Annotated in this window: 15 protein-coding genes; all 15 read right to left on the bottom strand. The window is 62.5% G+C overall.

The features are described 5' to 3' along the window. Positions 1 to 16: 16 nt before the first annotated feature. Positions 17 to 1,399 (bottom strand): oxygen-independent coproporphyrinogen III oxidase, encoded by a 1,383-nt coding sequence (gene hemN / locus ACODSJ_RS19470; protein ID WP_489103277.1) that lies wholly within the window; start codon positions 1,397 to 1,399, stop codon positions 17 to 19. A gap of 215 nt (positions 1,400 to 1,614) precedes the next feature. Beyond that, positions 1,615 to 2,298, bottom strand: a complete 684-nt coding sequence (locus ACODSJ_RS19465) for a sulfite exporter TauE/SafE family protein (RefSeq protein ID WP_489103276.1) — start codon at positions 2,296 to 2,298, stop codon at positions 1,615 to 1,617. Continuing rightward, on the bottom strand, positions 2,291 to 2,509 hold the full coding sequence (gene ccoS / locus ACODSJ_RS19460; RefSeq protein ID WP_489103275.1) for a cbb3-type cytochrome oxidase assembly protein CcoS: 219 nt from the start codon (positions 2,507 to 2,509) through the stop codon (positions 2,291 to 2,293). Before ccoS ends, ACODSJ_RS19465 begins: the two co-directional genes overlap by 8 nt. A 24-nt stretch (positions 2,510 to 2,533) precedes the next feature. Next, positions 2,534 to 4,984 (bottom strand): heavy metal translocating P-type ATPase, encoded by a 2,451-nt coding sequence (locus ACODSJ_RS19455; protein WP_489103274.1) that lies wholly within the window; start codon positions 4,982 to 4,984, stop codon positions 2,534 to 2,536. Positions 4,985 to 5,198: 214 nt separating this feature from the next. Beyond that, positions 5,199 to 5,738, bottom strand: coding sequence for a FixH family protein (locus tag ACODSJ_RS19450; RefSeq protein ID WP_489103273.1), 540 nt, complete (start codon positions 5,736 to 5,738; stop codon positions 5,199 to 5,201). 11 nt (positions 5,739 to 5,749) lie between these two features. After that, the gene (gene ccoG, locus ACODSJ_RS19445) at positions 5,750 to 7,165 is read right to left on the bottom strand and encodes a cytochrome c oxidase accessory protein CcoG (protein ID WP_489103272.1); all 1,416 of its coding nucleotides are present in this window, start codon (positions 7,163 to 7,165) and stop codon (positions 5,750 to 5,752) included. Between the two features lie 374 nt (positions 7,166 to 7,539). Beyond that, positions 7,540 to 7,938 (bottom strand): type II toxin-antitoxin system VapC family toxin, encoded by a 399-nt coding sequence (locus ACODSJ_RS19440; RefSeq protein ID WP_489103271.1) that lies wholly within the window; start codon positions 7,936 to 7,938, stop codon positions 7,540 to 7,542. Continuing rightward, positions 7,939 to 8,193 (bottom strand): type II toxin-antitoxin system Phd/YefM family antitoxin, encoded by a 255-nt coding sequence (locus ACODSJ_RS19435; protein WP_489103270.1) that lies wholly within the window; start codon positions 8,191 to 8,193, stop codon positions 7,939 to 7,941. Positions 8,194 to 8,341: 148 nt separating this feature from the next. Then, on the bottom strand, positions 8,342 to 9,325 hold the full coding sequence (ccoP, locus tag ACODSJ_RS19430; RefSeq protein WP_489103269.1) for a cytochrome-c oxidase, cbb3-type subunit III: 984 nt from the start codon (positions 9,323 to 9,325) through the stop codon (positions 8,342 to 8,344). Continuing rightward, entirely contained in the window at positions 9,322 to 9,507 is a 186-nt protein-coding gene (locus ACODSJ_RS19425; RefSeq protein ID WP_105523028.1) for a cbb3-type cytochrome oxidase subunit 3, read from the bottom strand. The genes ccoP (ACODSJ_RS19430) and ACODSJ_RS19425 overlap by 4 nt, the downstream gene beginning before the upstream one ends. 5 nt (positions 9,508 to 9,512) lie before the next feature. Further along, positions 9,513 to 10,121 (bottom strand): cytochrome-c oxidase, cbb3-type subunit II, encoded by a 609-nt coding sequence (gene ccoO / locus ACODSJ_RS19420; protein ID WP_025110367.1) that lies wholly within the window; start codon positions 10,119 to 10,121, stop codon positions 9,513 to 9,515. Next, entirely contained in the window at positions 10,121 to 11,563 is a 1,443-nt protein-coding gene (ccoN, locus tag ACODSJ_RS19415; protein WP_489103268.1) for a cytochrome-c oxidase, cbb3-type subunit I, read from the bottom strand. The genes ccoO (ACODSJ_RS19420) and ccoN overlap by 1 nt, the downstream gene beginning before the upstream one ends. 477 nt (positions 11,564 to 12,040) lie before the next feature. After that, positions 12,041 to 12,997 carry a cytochrome-c oxidase, cbb3-type subunit III gene (ccoP, locus tag ACODSJ_RS19410; RefSeq protein ID WP_489103267.1) on the bottom strand — a complete coding sequence of 319 codons (957 nt, stop codon included), beginning with the start codon at positions 12,995 to 12,997 and terminating at the stop codon, positions 12,041 to 12,043. Continuing rightward, a complete protein-coding gene (locus ACODSJ_RS19405) occupies positions 12,994 to 13,197 on the bottom strand; it encodes a cbb3-type cytochrome oxidase subunit 3 (RefSeq protein WP_489103266.1) in 204 nt (67 codons plus the stop codon). The genes ccoP (ACODSJ_RS19410) and ACODSJ_RS19405 overlap by 4 nt, the downstream gene beginning before the upstream one ends. Positions 13,198 to 13,202: 5 nt before the next feature. Next, complete coding sequence (gene ccoO / locus ACODSJ_RS19400) at positions 13,203 to 13,811, bottom strand: cytochrome-c oxidase, cbb3-type subunit II (protein WP_489103265.1); 609 nt, start codon at positions 13,809 to 13,811, stop codon at positions 13,203 to 13,205. Between the last annotated feature and the right edge of the window lie 8 nt (positions 13,812 to 13,819).

The raw sequence follows: 13,819 nt of genomic DNA, 5'->3' as shown, positions 1-13,819 counted from the left end.
CGTCAAATTGTCGCGCTTAGATCACGCGGGAGAAGCGCTGCCGTTCGTGCTGGTCCAGATACGCGTCGAACACCATGCAGACCGACCGCACCAGCAGGTGTCCTGCAGGCCGCACCGTGATGTGGCTGTCCTGGAGTTCGATCAGCCCGTCTTCGGCCATGGCCTGTAGCTGCGGCCACAGAGCAGCGAAATATCCACGGAAATCGATGTTGAAGGTTTGCTCGATATCGCTGAATGGCAGGTGGAAGTGACAGATCAACTGCTGGATCACCGCGCGCCGCAGGCGGTCGTCGGCATTGCACAGCAGCCCGCGACTGGTCGCCAGTTGGCCGTCGGCCAAGGTGCTCTGGTAATGGGGCAGGTCGCTGCTGTTCTGGCAGTACACATCACCGATCTGGCTGATGGCTGAAACGCCGAGGCCGATCAGGTCGCAGTGGCCGTGGGTGGTATAGCCCTGGAAGTTGCGTTGCAGGGTGCCTTCTTCCTGGGCGATCGCCAGATCGTCGTCAGGCAGGGCGAAGTGATCCATGCCGATGTAACGATAACCGGCGGCGGTCAGCTGTTCGAGGGTGCCTTGGAGCATTGCCAGTTTCTGCTCGGGGTTCGGCAGTTCCTGGCTGTTGATGCGCCGCTGGGGCTGGAAGCGTTCCGGCAGGTGGGCGTAGTTGAACACCGAAAGGCGGTCGGGCTGCAGATGGATGACTTCCTCGATGGTGCGGGCAAAGCTTTCCGGGGTCTGCTTGGGCAAGCCATAGATCAGGTCGATGTTGATCGAGCGGAACTGCAGGGTTCGGGCTGCATCGATCACGGCGCGGGTCTCGTCCAGGCTTTGCAGGCGGTTGACCGCACGCTGGACGGCCGGATCCAGGTCTTGCAGGCCGATGCTGACCCGATTGAAGCCCAGTTCCCGCAGCAGACCCATGGTCGACCAGTCGGCTTCGCGCGGGTCGATTTCTATGCTGTAGTCGCCAGAGTCGTCATCCAGCAGGTTCAGGTCCTTGCGCAACCTGGCCATCAACTGGCGCAGCTCGTCATGGCTGAGGAATGTCGGGGTGCCGCCGCCCAGGTGCAGTTGCTCGACGCGCTGGGTTGGGTCCAGGTGGCAGCCGATCAGTTGGATTTCCTGTTCCAGGCGTTGCAGGTAGGCGTGGGCACGACCGCGGTCCTTGGTGATGACCTTGTTGCAGGCGCAGTAGTAGCAAATGTTCGCGCAGAAGGGGATGTGCACGTACAGCGACAGCGGTCGCGCGGCCTTGCGGCTTTCGCGCAGGGCATGCAAAACGTCGAAGGTGCCCACTTGGCTGCCGAATTGCGCTGCGGTTGGGTACGAGGTGTAGCGTGGTCCCGCCAGGTCGTAGCGGCGGATCAAGTCTGGGTCCCAACGAATGGCGTCGAGCATGCGGGCGTTCCCCGGATAGGCTGGCATAGACGCGAGTCTAGGGGCGGCGGCGCGGGGTGGTTTTGATTTGTGTCAACGGGGGTGGGGTTGGGCCGGTCTGGCCTGTGGGAGCAAAGCTTGCTCGCGATGACGGCGGCACATTCAACAAGGGTGTCAACCGATCCACCGCTGTCGCGAGCAAGCTTGGCTCCCACAGTTGATGGGGGGCTACTCGGTCAATGCCCCATGAGCCAATGCTGATGCGGCCCCGGCAGCGTCCAGATTCCGAAAATGATCACCAGCAACCCACCGGCCATGCGCACGCTACGCTTGCGCAGCAGGGCGGTGATGCGTTCGGCGGCCAGGCCGGTGGCGAGCAGCACGGGCCAGGTGCCGAGGCCGAAGGCGAGCATCAGCAGCGCGCTGTCCAGGGCATTGCCTTGGCTGGCGGACCACAGCAGGGTGCTGTAGACCAATCCGCACGGCAACCAGCCCCACAGTGCACCGAGCAGCAAGGCCCGGGGCAGGCTCGACACCGGCAGCAAGCGGTTGGCGATGGGCTGGATATGTCGCCACAAGCCGCGACCGACACCTTCGATGCGGGTCAGGCCGCTCCACCAGCCCGCCAGGTACAGGCCCATGGCGATCAGCAGCAGACCGGCCAGCACCCGCATGATCATCGCTCCCGGGCTGTTGGCGACGGCCCAGCCCGCCAGGCCGATCAGCAACCCGGCGGTGGCGTAGCTCAGGATTCGCCCCAGGTTGTACGCCAGCAGCAGTCGCAGGCGCCGATTGCGCTGTTCCTTGGGAATTGCCAGGGTCAGGGCGCCCATCAGGCCGCCGCACATGCCCAGGCAATGGCCGCCCCCCAACAAGCCGAGGATGAGCGCTGAAACCAGCAAAGGCGCCAGATCAAGCATGGGGCGGCGCCTTGTCGTCCGGGCCATGGGCCTCGCCGCGGGCCTCGTCCACGGCCGCCTTGTGGTTGGGGTCTTGGTCGTCGAACAGGATGCTGTGGGCCGGGCCGTCGAGGTCGTCGTACTGGCCGCTGTCCACGGCCCAGAAGAAGATGTAGACAGCGATGGCCACGATCAGCAGGGCGGCCGGGATCATCACATAAAGAGCTGGCATGGCGTAACTCCAGGCCCGCGCGGCTCAGGCCGGCAGCGGACGGGTATCGGGCGTGGCGTCGAGCGCCTGTGCCTTGGGCTGGCGAGTCAGCCTCAGGGCATTCAGCACCACGGTCAACGAACTGATGGACATGCCGACCGCTGCCCACACTGGCGTAATCCAGCCGAGGGCGGCGAACGGCAACATGAGGCCATTGTACAGCGCCGCCCACGCCAGGTTCTCGATGATCACCCGGCGGGTGCGGCGGGCGAGGTTGAAGGCATGGATCAGCGCGTCGAGGCGATTGGACAGCAGCACGGCGTCGGCGCTGGTCTTGGCAAGGTCGGTCGCCGAGCCCATGGCCACGCTGATGTCCGCCGCTGCCAGCACCGGCACGTCGTTCACTCCATCGCCGAGCATCAGCACTTTGCGACCTTGTTGGTGCAGCGCCTGGAGCACGGCCAGCTTGTCGTCCGGGCGCAGGCCGCCCCGGGCCTCGTCGATGCCCAGTTCGGCGGCGACGCTGGCGACCATCGGCGAGCTGTCGCCCGACAGCAACAGCGTTTTCCAGCCCCGAGCCCGGCAAGCCGCCAGCAGCTTCGGTGCATCGGTGCGCAAGCGGTCGTCGAGGACGAACCAGGCCAACGGCCCGTGATCATCGCCCAGCAACAGCCACTGTCCGGGTTCGTCCGGCATCGACGGTATCGCTGCGCCGCTGAGTTCACAAACGAAGCCGGGCTGGCCAATGCGCAGGCGCTGCTCACCCACCAAGCCTTCGAGCCCCAGTCCAGGGCTGCTCTGCACTTGCTCGGCGGCCAAGGGGGCGCGGCCAAACGCGCGGGCTATGGGGTGTTCGGAACGGTTTTCCAACGCGGCCGCCAAGCCCAGGCATTGCGCGCTGTCCAGCGCTGCCAGCGGCCGGATGCTGCGTAACGCCAGGCGGCCTTCGGTGAGGGTGCCGGTCTTGTCGAAAATCACCGTGTCGATCTGGTTCAGGCCTTCCAGCACATGGCCGCGGGTCAGCAGCAGGCCGAGCTTGTGCAGGGTGCCGGTGGCGGCGGTGAGGGCGGTCGGCGTTGCCAGGGACAACGCGCAAGGGCAGGTGGCGACCAGCATCGCCAGTACGATCCAAAACGCCCGGGACGCATCCAGTTGCCACCACAACAGGCCAATGGCTGCCGCTGCGACCAAAGAAAACAGCAGGAACCATTGCGCGGCCCGGTCGGCAATTTCCGCCAGCCGTGGCTTCTCGGCCTGGGCCCGTTCCAACAGCCGCACGATGGCCGACAGGCGAGTGTCTTGCCCGAGGGCCAGCACCTCGACCGTCAAGGCGCCTTCGACGTTCAGGGTGCCTGCGGTGACCGCATCGCCCACTTGGCGCGGCTGTGGCAGGTATTCGCCGGTCAGCAACGATTCGTCGATGCTGGACTGCCCGTCGAGGATCTTGCCATCGGCCGGCAGGACCGCCCCGGGATGGACCAGCACCCGGTCGCCGGTGCGCAACTCGCTGAGCAGGATGCGTTCGCTCTGGCCGTTGTCTTCCAGGCGAAGGCACGAAGCGGGCAACAGATTGACCAGTTGGGCGGTCGCGGCGGCGGTGCGCTCCCGGGCTCGACGTTCGAGGTATCGGCCGGTCAGCAGGAACAGGGCGAACATGCCCACGGCGTCGAAATACAACTCGCCGACGCCGGTGATCGACGTCCAGATCCCGGCGATGTAGGCACTGCCGATCGCCAGGGACACGGAAACGTCCATGGTCAGGTGGCGGGTGCGCAGATCGCGCATGGCGCCTTTGAAGAACGGTGCGCAGCTGTAGAACACGATCGGCGTGGTCAGGAACAGGGCGACCCAGCGCAGGATGGTGTGCATCTGCGGGCTCAGGTCGATGTTGAATTCCGGCCAGGTGGCCATGGTTGCCATCATCGCCTGGAACCACAGCAGCCCGGCCACGCCCAGTTGACGCAGGGCCAGGCGGTTCTGCGCGGCCAGTTGCTCGCAGGCCTGGTCGGCCTGGTAGGGGTGGGCGACGTAGCCGATCTGGCGCAATTCGGCGAGCAGCGTGCTCAGCGGCAACTGAGCGTCGGCCCAGCGCACATGCAGCCGATGGTTGGAGAGGTTCAATCGCGCCTCGGCCACGGCCGGCAGGCTGCGCAGTTGTTTTTCGATCAGCCAGCCGCAGGCGGCGCAACTGATCCCTTCCATCAGCAAGGTGGTTTCGGCCAGATCGCCCTCGTGGCGCACGAACGACTGCTGCACGTCCGGACGGTCGTACAGCGCCAGTTCATCGGTCAATTGGACAGGCAGGGTTTCAGGGTTGGCCGATGCTTCACTGCGATGCTGGTAATAACTTTCCAGGCCGCCAGCGACAATGGCCTCGGCCACTGCCTGGCAGCCCGGGCAGCACAGTTCGCGGGTTTCACCAAGGACTACGGTGGTGAAGCGACTGCCAGGGGGGACGGGCAGGGCGCAGTGGTAGCAGGGCTGGGGCGTGGTCATGGTGGTGGCGTGAAGGCCTTTGGCTGAAGGAGCTTGCTAACAGTGAGGGCACTTTGGTGGCGAGGGAGCTTGCTCCCGCTGGCCTGCGTAGCAGGACCAAGGCCGCCGACACCATGGAACCTGACCGCGCCAGGATGCAGATTTTAGGGCCGCTTCGCGCTGGAGCGCCAGCCCGGCCCAGCGGGAGCAAGCTCCCTCGCCACAGAAAAGCAGCTTATTTTTTCAGGTCCTCAGCACCTTGCAACGGCTCGTCGCCGAGCAGGATGTCCTGGCCGGGGTTGACCTGTTCTTCTTCGAACAGGCGCCAGGTCTTGCCGTTTTCCGCACCCAGCAGCTCGACGAAACGCCGGCCTTCGATCTTGTCCGCCAGTTGCCCAACGTAGCGCCCCGGCTCGCTGTCATTGCGAGCCAGGACGATCTTGCGGTCCTTTTCCGGCTGGGTCGGTGAAATCAGGCTCAGTTCCACGGTCTGCGGACGGCTGTTGCCGCTCAGGCGCAGGTTCACTTCCCCGGTGATCTCGTCCAGTTGCACGTTGGCATGCAATTGCAGGCTCTGGCCCAGCAGCTCGCGCTCCAGGGAGCGGTTGATGCCCTTGCCGGCCTCGTAGTAGTTGTCATTGACCAGGTTGTCCGGGTTGTTCACCGCAATGGTCACCATCGTCAGGCTCAGCGTCACCGAGCAGGTCAGGATCCCGATAATGATCCACGGCCAGAGGTGCTTGTACCAAGGGCTGGTGGCGGTTGCTGCAGGCATGTTCTGTTCTCTCAACGCGATTGTGGGCCGATGAATCGGCTCTTGGCTTCGACATGGACGCTGTTGTCATCGGCATCCTTGAGGATGAACGTCACCTCGTTGGTGCTCGACGGCAGTTGGTCCGGTGCACTGGACAGTTCAACCGGCTGGCTGAAGATGTCTCCGGCCGCGACCTTGATTTCCCGTCGGCCTTGCAGCTTGAGATCGGGCAGGCCGGTGGCGTCCAACAGGTAGGTGTGGTCGCGCTGGTCCTTGTTCATGATCTTCAGGCTGTAGACGTTCTCGATCCGGCCTTCGGCGTTCTCGCGATACAGCACGCGGTCCTTGCTGACATCGAACCCCACCAGCGAACGCATGAAGAATGCGGTCACCAGCAGGCTGATCATCGCCAGCAATACCAGGGCATAGCCGATCAGGCGTGGGCGCAGTTTATGGGTTTTCTGCCCCGACAGGTTGTGTTCGGTGGTGTAGCTGATCAGGCCGCGTGGGTAATCCATCTTGTCCATGATGTTGTCGCAGGCGTCGATGCAGGCCGCGCAGCCGATGCACTCGATCTGCAAGCCATCGCGGATGTCGATGCCGGTGGGGCAGACCTGGACGCACATGGTGCAGTCGATGCAATCCCCCAGGCCAAGGGCCTTGTAGTCGACGCCTTTCTTGCGTGGGCCCCGGCTCTCGCCGCGACGCGGGTCATAGGAAACGATCAGTGTGTCCTTGTCGAACATCACGCTTTGAAAGCGTGCATAAGGGCACATGTAGATGCACACCTGCTCGCGCAACCAGCCGGCGTTGCCGTAGGTGGCGAGGGTGAAGAAACCGACCCAGAAATACGACCAGCCATCGGCCTGGCCGGTGAAGAACTCGAATATCAGCTCGCGGATCGGCGTGAAGTACCCGACGAAGGTCATGCCGGTGACGAAGCCGATCAGCAGCCACAGGCTGTGCTTGGCGAATTTGCGCACGAACTTGTTGGCGCTCATGGGTGCCTTGTCGAGCTTGATGCGCTGGTTGCGGTCGCCTTCGGTGACCTTCTCGCACCACATGTAGATCCAGGTCCACACGCTTTGCGGGCAGGTATAGCCGCACCACACCCGTCCGGCGTAGACGGTGATGAAAAACAGGCCAAACGCCGCGATGATCAACATCCCGGACAGCAGGATGAAATCCTGGGGCCAGAAGGTCGCGCCGAAAATGAAGAATTTGCGTTCCGGCAGGTTCCACCAGACGGCCTGATGGCCGCCCCAGTTCAGCCAGACCGTACCGAAGTACAGCAGGAACAAGAACGCTCCACCGAGCATCCGCAGGTTGCGGAACAGGCCGGTGAAGGCGCGAGTGTAGATTTTTTCCCGAGAGGCATACAGGTCGACGCTCTTGTTGGCGTCCTTGGCAGGCGGGGTGACGTCATGTACCGGAATTTGATTACTCATCAATTGCATCCCACGGCAGTGGAAAAGTGCCGAGGCCAGTACGTGCCGGCCACGGTCAGAAGGGGTGTAGCAGTGGCGCAATGATACGCCTGTCGCTCTAGCTCAAGGGTGCGACCTTTGGTCGCGTTGGGCGCATGGACACAATGGTGTATCGGATGTAACAAGTCATGATCCAGATCAATTGACTATAGCTATTTCATAACGGCGGCGAAGCGAAGGGCACGATCTGAGGTTTGCCCGGCCTTGCTCCCGAGCAGTCGTAACACCAGGCAATGCGGTCTGCCTGAAGGCATGCAGAGGCCTGCTTCACGCAGGCCAGCGGGAGCAAGCTCCCTCGCCACAAAGGCCACCTTGTAATGACTGCCGAATAGGCATCAGCCAACCCACGGATTGAGCAGTGCCACGCCACTGCTTTGAAAATCACTCACGTTGCGGGTCACCACGGTCAGGCCATGGACCAGGGCCGTGGCGGCAATCAAGGCATTGCGATCGGGTACATGCAGGCGCGCGTAACGCAGCGCGACGGCGCGGTCCACCGCCAGGATCCGCCCGGCGAACGCCGGCATCACGTGATTGTCCAGCCATGCCCGCAGGCGACTGCCTTGCGTCGGGTCCTTGCGTTCGAAGCGCAGTACGCCGGTTTCCAGTTCCAGCACGGTGATCGCCGAGACATACAGACTGGGGGAGGGGACGCTGCGGGCCCAGGCTTGGACGTTTTTATCGGCCTGCGGTTTGCGCAGTTCCGATATGACGTTGGTGTCGAGTAAAAACATTCAGGACAGGTCCACCGAGCGAGGAGTGATGATGGCGCGCTCGGTATCGAAATCGATGTCCGGCGCATCGGGTATGACCAGTAACTCGACGATGCTGGCTTGGCTGCCGGTCAGTTTCTGGTACTCCTCAATGCTTAGCAGTACATGGGCTGGCTTGCCACGGTCGGTGATGATAACCGGCCCTTCGCGGGTGGCTTTTTTGGCACCACTTGTGTCGTGGTTGAACTCGCGGCTGGAGAGGGTGGTGATAGACATGACGGTGCCCCACATTGAAAGCGAATGTAGGCACGTTACTACTGGTGTGGTTGGGCGGCAAGTCGCGCCGGTCAGTTGCAAGACGCGGTAAATAAAAAAGGCCCCGCCAATCGGATTGGCGGGGCCTTTCGTGTATCAGGTGCTTGTCTTACTGGGCGTTAGCGGCCGGAGCCTTTTCGCCGTGGGACAGGCTGTAGACATAGGCCGCCAGCAGGTGGACCTTGTCGTTGCCTTGCAGGTCGGCCTGGGCCGGCATCTGGCCTTGGCGACCGTAGCGGATGGTCTGCTGCAGCTGCGCGAAGCTCGAGCCGTAGATGAACGCCACCGGGTGCGTCAGGTCAGGTGCGCCCATGGCTGGCGTGCCTTTGCCCGCTGGGCCGTGGCAGGCCACGCAGTTGGCGGCGAACAGTTTCTGGCCGTTGGCCGGATCGGCCTTGGCGCCTTCCGGCAGTTTGCGACCGTGCAGGCCAGTCACCAGGTAGGAAGCGACGTCGGCAACGCCTTGCTCGCCGATCACGGCAGCCCAGCCCGGCATCACGGCGTGACGACCGCCCATGATGGTGGTCTTGATGGTTTCCGGCTCGCCGCCCCAGCGCCAGTCGGCATCGGTCAGGTTAGGGAAACCATAGGCGCCCTTGGCGTCGGAGCCGTGGCAGACCGAGCAGTTGGAGGCGAACAGGCGGCCGCCCATCTTCAGGGCTTGCGGGTCCTTGGCGACTTCTTCGATCGGCATGGAAGCGAACTTGGCGAAGATCGGACCAAACTTGGCGTCCGAACGGGCCATTTCCTTTTCCCACTCGTGAACGCCGGTCCAGCCGCTCTGGCCATTGGCGAAGGCGGTCTGCTTTTCGGTGTCCAGGTAGTTATAGCCAGGCAGCAGGCCTTTCCAGTTGCCCAGGCCAGGGTAGAGCGCCAGGTAGCCGAGGGCGAACACGATGGTGCCCACAAACAGCATGAACCACCATTTCGGCAGCGGGTTGTCGTACTCCTCGATCCCGTCGAACGAGTGGCCGACCGTCTCGTCCGTTTGCTCGGCGCGCTGGCCCTTGCGGGTCGACAGCAGCAGCCAGGTCAGGGAGAAGATCGTTCCCAGGCTGAGGACTGTGACGTACAGACTCCAGAATGTAGTCATTCTTTGTTACTCCTAGAAGCTTGCTCGACGTGCTTGATGGCTTCGGGATCATCCGCGAACGGCAACAAGGTCGCGTCGTCAAACTCCGACTTGCGCTTGGGGCTGAACACCCACAGCGCCAGGCCAACGAAGGCCACCATCACGACAACGGTGCCCAGGCCACGAATCATCCCGATATCCATAAGAATCACCGTTTGCTTTTGATGATAGTGCCCAGGCCTTGCAGATAAGCCACCAGCGCGTCCATTTCAGTCTTGCCCTTCACGGCATCCTTGGCACCGGCGATGTCTTCGTCGGTGTAAGGCACGCCCAGGGTGCGCAGGACTTCCATTTTTTTCGCGGTGTCTTTGCCGTCGAGCTTGTTTTCTACGAGGAACGGGTAAGCCGGCATCTTCGACTCAGGCACCACGTTGCGCGGGTTGTACAAGTGCGCACGGTGCCAGTCGTCGGAGTAGCGGCCGCCAACACGGGCCAGGTCCGGACCGGTACGCTTGGAACCCCACAGGAACGGGTGGTCCCAGACGCTTTCACCGGCGACCGAGTAGTGACCGTAGCGTTCGGTCTCGGCGCGGAACGGACGGATCATCTGCGAGTGGCAACCCACGCAGCCGTTGGCGATGTAGATGTCGCGGCCTTCCAGTTCAAGGGCCGAGCGCGGCTTCATGCCTTCGACCGGCTTGTTGGTCACGTCCTGGAAAAACAGCGGAACGATCTGGGTCAGGCCGCCGATGCTCACGGCGATGACCATGAAGAAGGCCAGCAGGCCAATATTCTTCTCTACTGCTTCGTGCTTCATCAGTGAGCTCCAACTACGGCGATCTTGGCGGCGGCTTCAGCTTCAGCCGGGTCAGAAGCACGAACGGTGCGATACACGTTGTAGGCCATGAACAGCATGCCGGTGGCAAAGAACGCGCCGCCCAGGGCACGTACGATGTAGCCCGGATGGCTGGCTTGCAGGGCTTCGACGAACGAGTAGGTCAGGGTGCCGTCGTCGTTGATCGCGCGCCACATCAGGCCCTGGGTGATGCCGTTGACCCACATCGAGGCGATGTAGAGCACGGTACCGATGGTTGCGAGCCAGAAGTGCGTGTTGATCAGGCCGGTGCTGTGCATCTGCGTGCGGCCGAACAGTTTCGGGATCATGTGGTAGATCGCGCCGATGGAGATCATTGCCACCCAGCCGAGTGCGCCGGCGTGTACGTGGCCGATGGTCCAGTCGGTGTAGTGGCTCAGGGAGTTGACGGTCTTGATGGCCATCATCGGGCCTTCGAAAGTCGACATGCCGTAGAACGCCAGGGACACCACCAAGAAGCGCAGGATCGGGTCGGTGCGCAATTTATGCCAGGCACCCGACAGGGTCATCATGCCGTTGATCATGCCGCCCCAGCTCGGTGCCAGCAGGATGATCGACATCGCCATGCCCAGGGACTGTGCCCAGTCCGGCAGTGCGGTGTAGTGCAGGTGGTGCGGACCGGCCCAGATGTACAGGGTGATCAGCGCCCAGAAGTGCACGATGGACAGGCGATAGGAATAGATCGGACGCTCGGCCTGTTTCGGCACGAAGTAGTACATCATCCCCAGGAAGCCGGTGGTCAGGAAGAAGCCCACGGCGTTGTGGCCGTACCACCACTGGATCATTGCGTCGGTTGCGCCCGCGTAGGCCGAGTACGACTTGAAGAAGCTCACTGGCAGCGATGCGTGGTTGACGATGTGCAGCATGGCCGTCACGAGGATGAAACCACCGTAGAACCAGTTACCGACATAGATGTGCTTGGTCTTGCGCTTGACGATGGTGCCGAAGAACACCAGGGCATAGCTCACCCAGACAATGGCCAGCAGGATAGCCAGCGGCCATTCCAGTTCCGCGTATTCCTTGGTGGTGGTGTAGCCCAGCGGCAAGGTCACGATCGCGCCGACGATGACCGCTTGCCAACCCCAGAAGGTGAAGGCGGCGAGGCTGTCGGAGATCAGTCGGGTCTGGCAGGTTCGCTGCACGACGTAGTAAGAAGTGGCAAACAATGCACAACCACCGAAGGCGAAGATCACCAGGTTGGTGTGCAGTGGGCGCAGGCGTCCAAACGTCGTCCATGGCAGGTCGAAGTTCAACTCCGGCCAGACCAGTTGCGAGGCGATGAAGACACCGAGCCCCATGCCAAGGATCCCCCAGACCACCGTCATGATGGCGAACTGGCGGACTACCTTATAGTTATAAGCAGTCGGACTGATTGCTGTGCTCATTCTAAGGTTCCACGGTTTGGGTGTTTTATTAGGATAAAAAATCGGTCGCAAGTATGGAGAAAGCGGGGGGTCATTGCAACGCGCCATGACCTGAGTCAATGCTTTCTAAAGCTGATTCTGCGGCCTTTCCATGTTCTGTGTAGGGACAAAATTGACCCTCTGCAAAACGTCGAGGCGAAGGAAAGAGGCGAGGGGGTCGGGTCGGCTGTAACGGGGTGTGTTCACACACTGCGTTCGAGGAATGCCGGGGAGCTGTCCTGATAGCCGGTATTCGCCTGCCTTTGCGGCGTTTTCGTCGAACGATTGTCGAACACATCGGGTCGGGTCGACCTCTGACCGGCAGTCGCCAGTGCACGCAAAGGCAAGCTTAGACGCGATTGCGGGGATTCGAAAGGAAGACGAAGGAGGGGTGCGACAAAAAGAAGCAGCTTCAAGCTGCAAGCGAGTATGCCTCGCTTGCAGCTTTTGCTTTTGCTGTTACTTGATGCTTGCAGCTTGCGGCTTGCCGCTCAACTGCTCGTCACTTTTGGAAAGGCTGTACACGTAGGCCGCGAGCAGTTGCACCTTGTCATTGCCGAGCAGTTCGCTCTGCGCTGGCATATGGCCCTGGCGGCCATGGCGAATGGTCTGTTGCAGCTGTGCCAGGCTGGTGCCGTAGATGAAGCCGGCCGGTTGCGTCAGGTTCGGCGCCCCCATGGCTTCGGTCCCCTGGCCGGTGGCGCCATGGCAGGCGACACAGGTGGTGCTGAACGTTTGCTGGCCCGCTTGCAGGTCGGCACCGTTGTCCGCTGGCAGCGGCAAGCCGGCCAGGTCGTGGCGAACATACGCGGCCACGTTCTTGACCCCGGCTTCCCCGAGGATTTCGCCCCAGGCTGGCATCGCAGCCATGCGGCCACCCATGATGGTGGTCTTGATGGTGTCGGCCGCGCCACCCCAGCGCCAGTTGCTATCGGCCAGGTTCGGGAAGCCGAAGGCCCCCTTGGCGTCCGAGCCGTGGCAGACCGAGCAGTTGGAGGCGAACAGGCGTGCGCCCATCTTAAGCGCCTGTGGATCCTTGGCCACTTCTGCCACTGGCATCGCAGCGAATTTGGCGAAGATCGGCCCGAACTTGGCGTCGGCCTTGGCCATTTCCTTTTCCCACTCATGGGCGCCGGTCCAGCCGTTTTCGTAGCCGGGCAGGATGCCTTTCCAGTTGCCCAGGCCCGGATAGAGCACCAGGTAACCGACGGAAAACACCAGGGTGCCGGCGAACAGCAGGAACCACCACTGCGGCAGCGGGTTGTCGTACTCCTCGATGCCGTCGAAGCTGTGGCCCATGGTCTGGTCGACGCTGCCCTTGGTCTCGCCCTTGCGGGTGCCGATCAGCAGCCAGGTCAGGCCGATCAGGCTGCCGATGGTCAGTACGCAGATCCACGTACTCCAGAAGGTGGTCATGGCCGGGTACTCCTTGTTGCAGGGTCTTGGGGATTGGCGGGGTCGACCGACAGGTCGTCGGCGAACGGCAGCAGGCGCGCCTGGGCGAATTCCGGGCCGCGTTTGCTGCTGAAGACCCACAGGATCAGGCCGATGAAGGCGACGAAGACCACGACCGTGCCCAGGCCGCGGATCATTCCAGTGCTCATTTCAAGAAACATGGGGCTCACCTCTTGCTCTTGATGGCAGTGCCGAGCACTTGCAGGTAGGCCACCAGCGCGTCCATCTCGGTCTTGCCCTTGAGCGTGGCTACGCTGCCAGCGATGTCCTCATCGGTGTACGGCACACCGAGGGTACGCATGGCGCGCAGCTTGCCTTCGGTGTGGCTGCTGTCCACCGCCTGGGTCACCAGCCATGGATAGGCCGGCATTTTCGACTCGGGCACGACGTTGCGCGGGTTGTACAAGTGCGCGCGGTGCCAATCATCGGAGTAGCGCGCGCCGACCCGGGCCAGGTCTGGCCCGGTGCGCTTGGAGCCCCACAGGAACGGGTGATCCCAGACGCTTTCGCCAGCGACCGAGTAGTGGCCGTAGCGTTCGGTCTCGGCGCGGAACGGACGGATCATCTGCGAGTGGCAGCCAACGCAGCCTTCGCGGATATAGATGTCGCGACCTTCCAGTTGCAGGGCGGTGTAGGGCTTCATGCCGTCCACCGGTTTATTGGTCACGTCCTGGAAGAACAGCGGCACGATCTGGGTCAGGCCGCCGATGCTTACGGCCAACACCATCAGCAGCATCAGCAGGCCGACGTTTTTTTCGATTGTTTCGTGTTTCATGGCGGACT

The organism is Pseudomonas sp. FG6 (assembly GCF_057809015.1).
This window is presented reverse-complemented; position numbering and strand designations above follow the sequence as displayed.

What these genes read in the sequence shown, in the direction of transcription:
- ACODSJ_RS19465 (WP_489103276.1), bottom strand. Translation starts at nt 2,298, where the DNA reads ATGCTTGATCTGGCGCCTTTGCTGGTTTCAGCGCTCATCCTCGGCTTG.
- ccoO (WP_025110367.1), bottom strand. Translation starts at nt 10,121, where the DNA reads ATGAAGCACGAAGCAGTAGAGAAGAATATTGGCCTGCTGGCCTTCTTC.
- hemN (WP_489103277.1), bottom strand. Translation starts at nt 1,399, where the DNA reads ATGCTCGACGCCATTCGTTGGGACCCAGACTTGATCCGCCGCTACGAC.
- ACODSJ_RS19405 (WP_489103266.1), bottom strand. Translation starts at nt 13,197, where the DNA reads ATGTTTCTTGAAATGAGCACTGGAATGATCCGCGGCCTGGGCACGGTC.
- ccoG (WP_489103272.1), bottom strand. Translation starts at nt 7,165, where the DNA reads ATGAGTAATCAAATTCCGGTACATGACGTCACCCCGCCTGCCAAGGAC.
- ACODSJ_RS19440 (WP_489103271.1), bottom strand. Translation starts at nt 7,938, where the DNA reads ATGTTTTTACTCGACACCAACGTCATATCGGAACTGCGCAAACCGCAG.
- ccoS (WP_489103275.1), bottom strand. Translation starts at nt 2,509, where the DNA reads ATGCCAGCTCTTTATGTGATGATCCCGGCCGCCCTGCTGATCGTGGCC.
- ACODSJ_RS19455 (WP_489103274.1), bottom strand. Translation starts at nt 4,984, where the DNA reads ATGACCACGCCCCAGCCCTGCTACCACTGCGCCCTGCCCGTCCCCCCT.
- ccoP (WP_489103267.1), bottom strand. Translation starts at nt 12,997, where the DNA reads ATGACCACCTTCTGGAGTACGTGGATCTGCGTACTGACCATCGGCAGC.
- ccoP (WP_489103269.1), bottom strand. Translation starts at nt 9,325, where the DNA reads ATGACTACATTCTGGAGTCTGTACGTCACAGTCCTCAGCCTGGGAACG.
- ccoN (WP_489103268.1), bottom strand. Translation starts at nt 11,563, where the DNA reads ATGAGCACAGCAATCAGTCCGACTGCTTATAACTATAAGGTAGTCCGC.
- ACODSJ_RS19435 (WP_489103270.1), bottom strand. Translation starts at nt 8,193, where the DNA reads ATGTCTATCACCACCCTCTCCAGCCGCGAGTTCAACCACGACACAAGT.
- ACODSJ_RS19450 (WP_489103273.1), bottom strand. Translation starts at nt 5,738, where the DNA reads ATGCCTGCAGCAACCGCCACCAGCCCTTGGTACAAGCACCTCTGGCCG.
- ccoO (WP_489103265.1), bottom strand. Translation starts at nt 13,811, where the DNA reads ATGAAACACGAAACAATCGAAAAAAACGTCGGCCTGCTGATGCTGCTG.
- ACODSJ_RS19425 (WP_105523028.1), bottom strand. Translation starts at nt 9,507, where the DNA reads ATGGATATCGGGATGATTCGTGGCCTGGGCACCGTTGTCGTGATGGTG.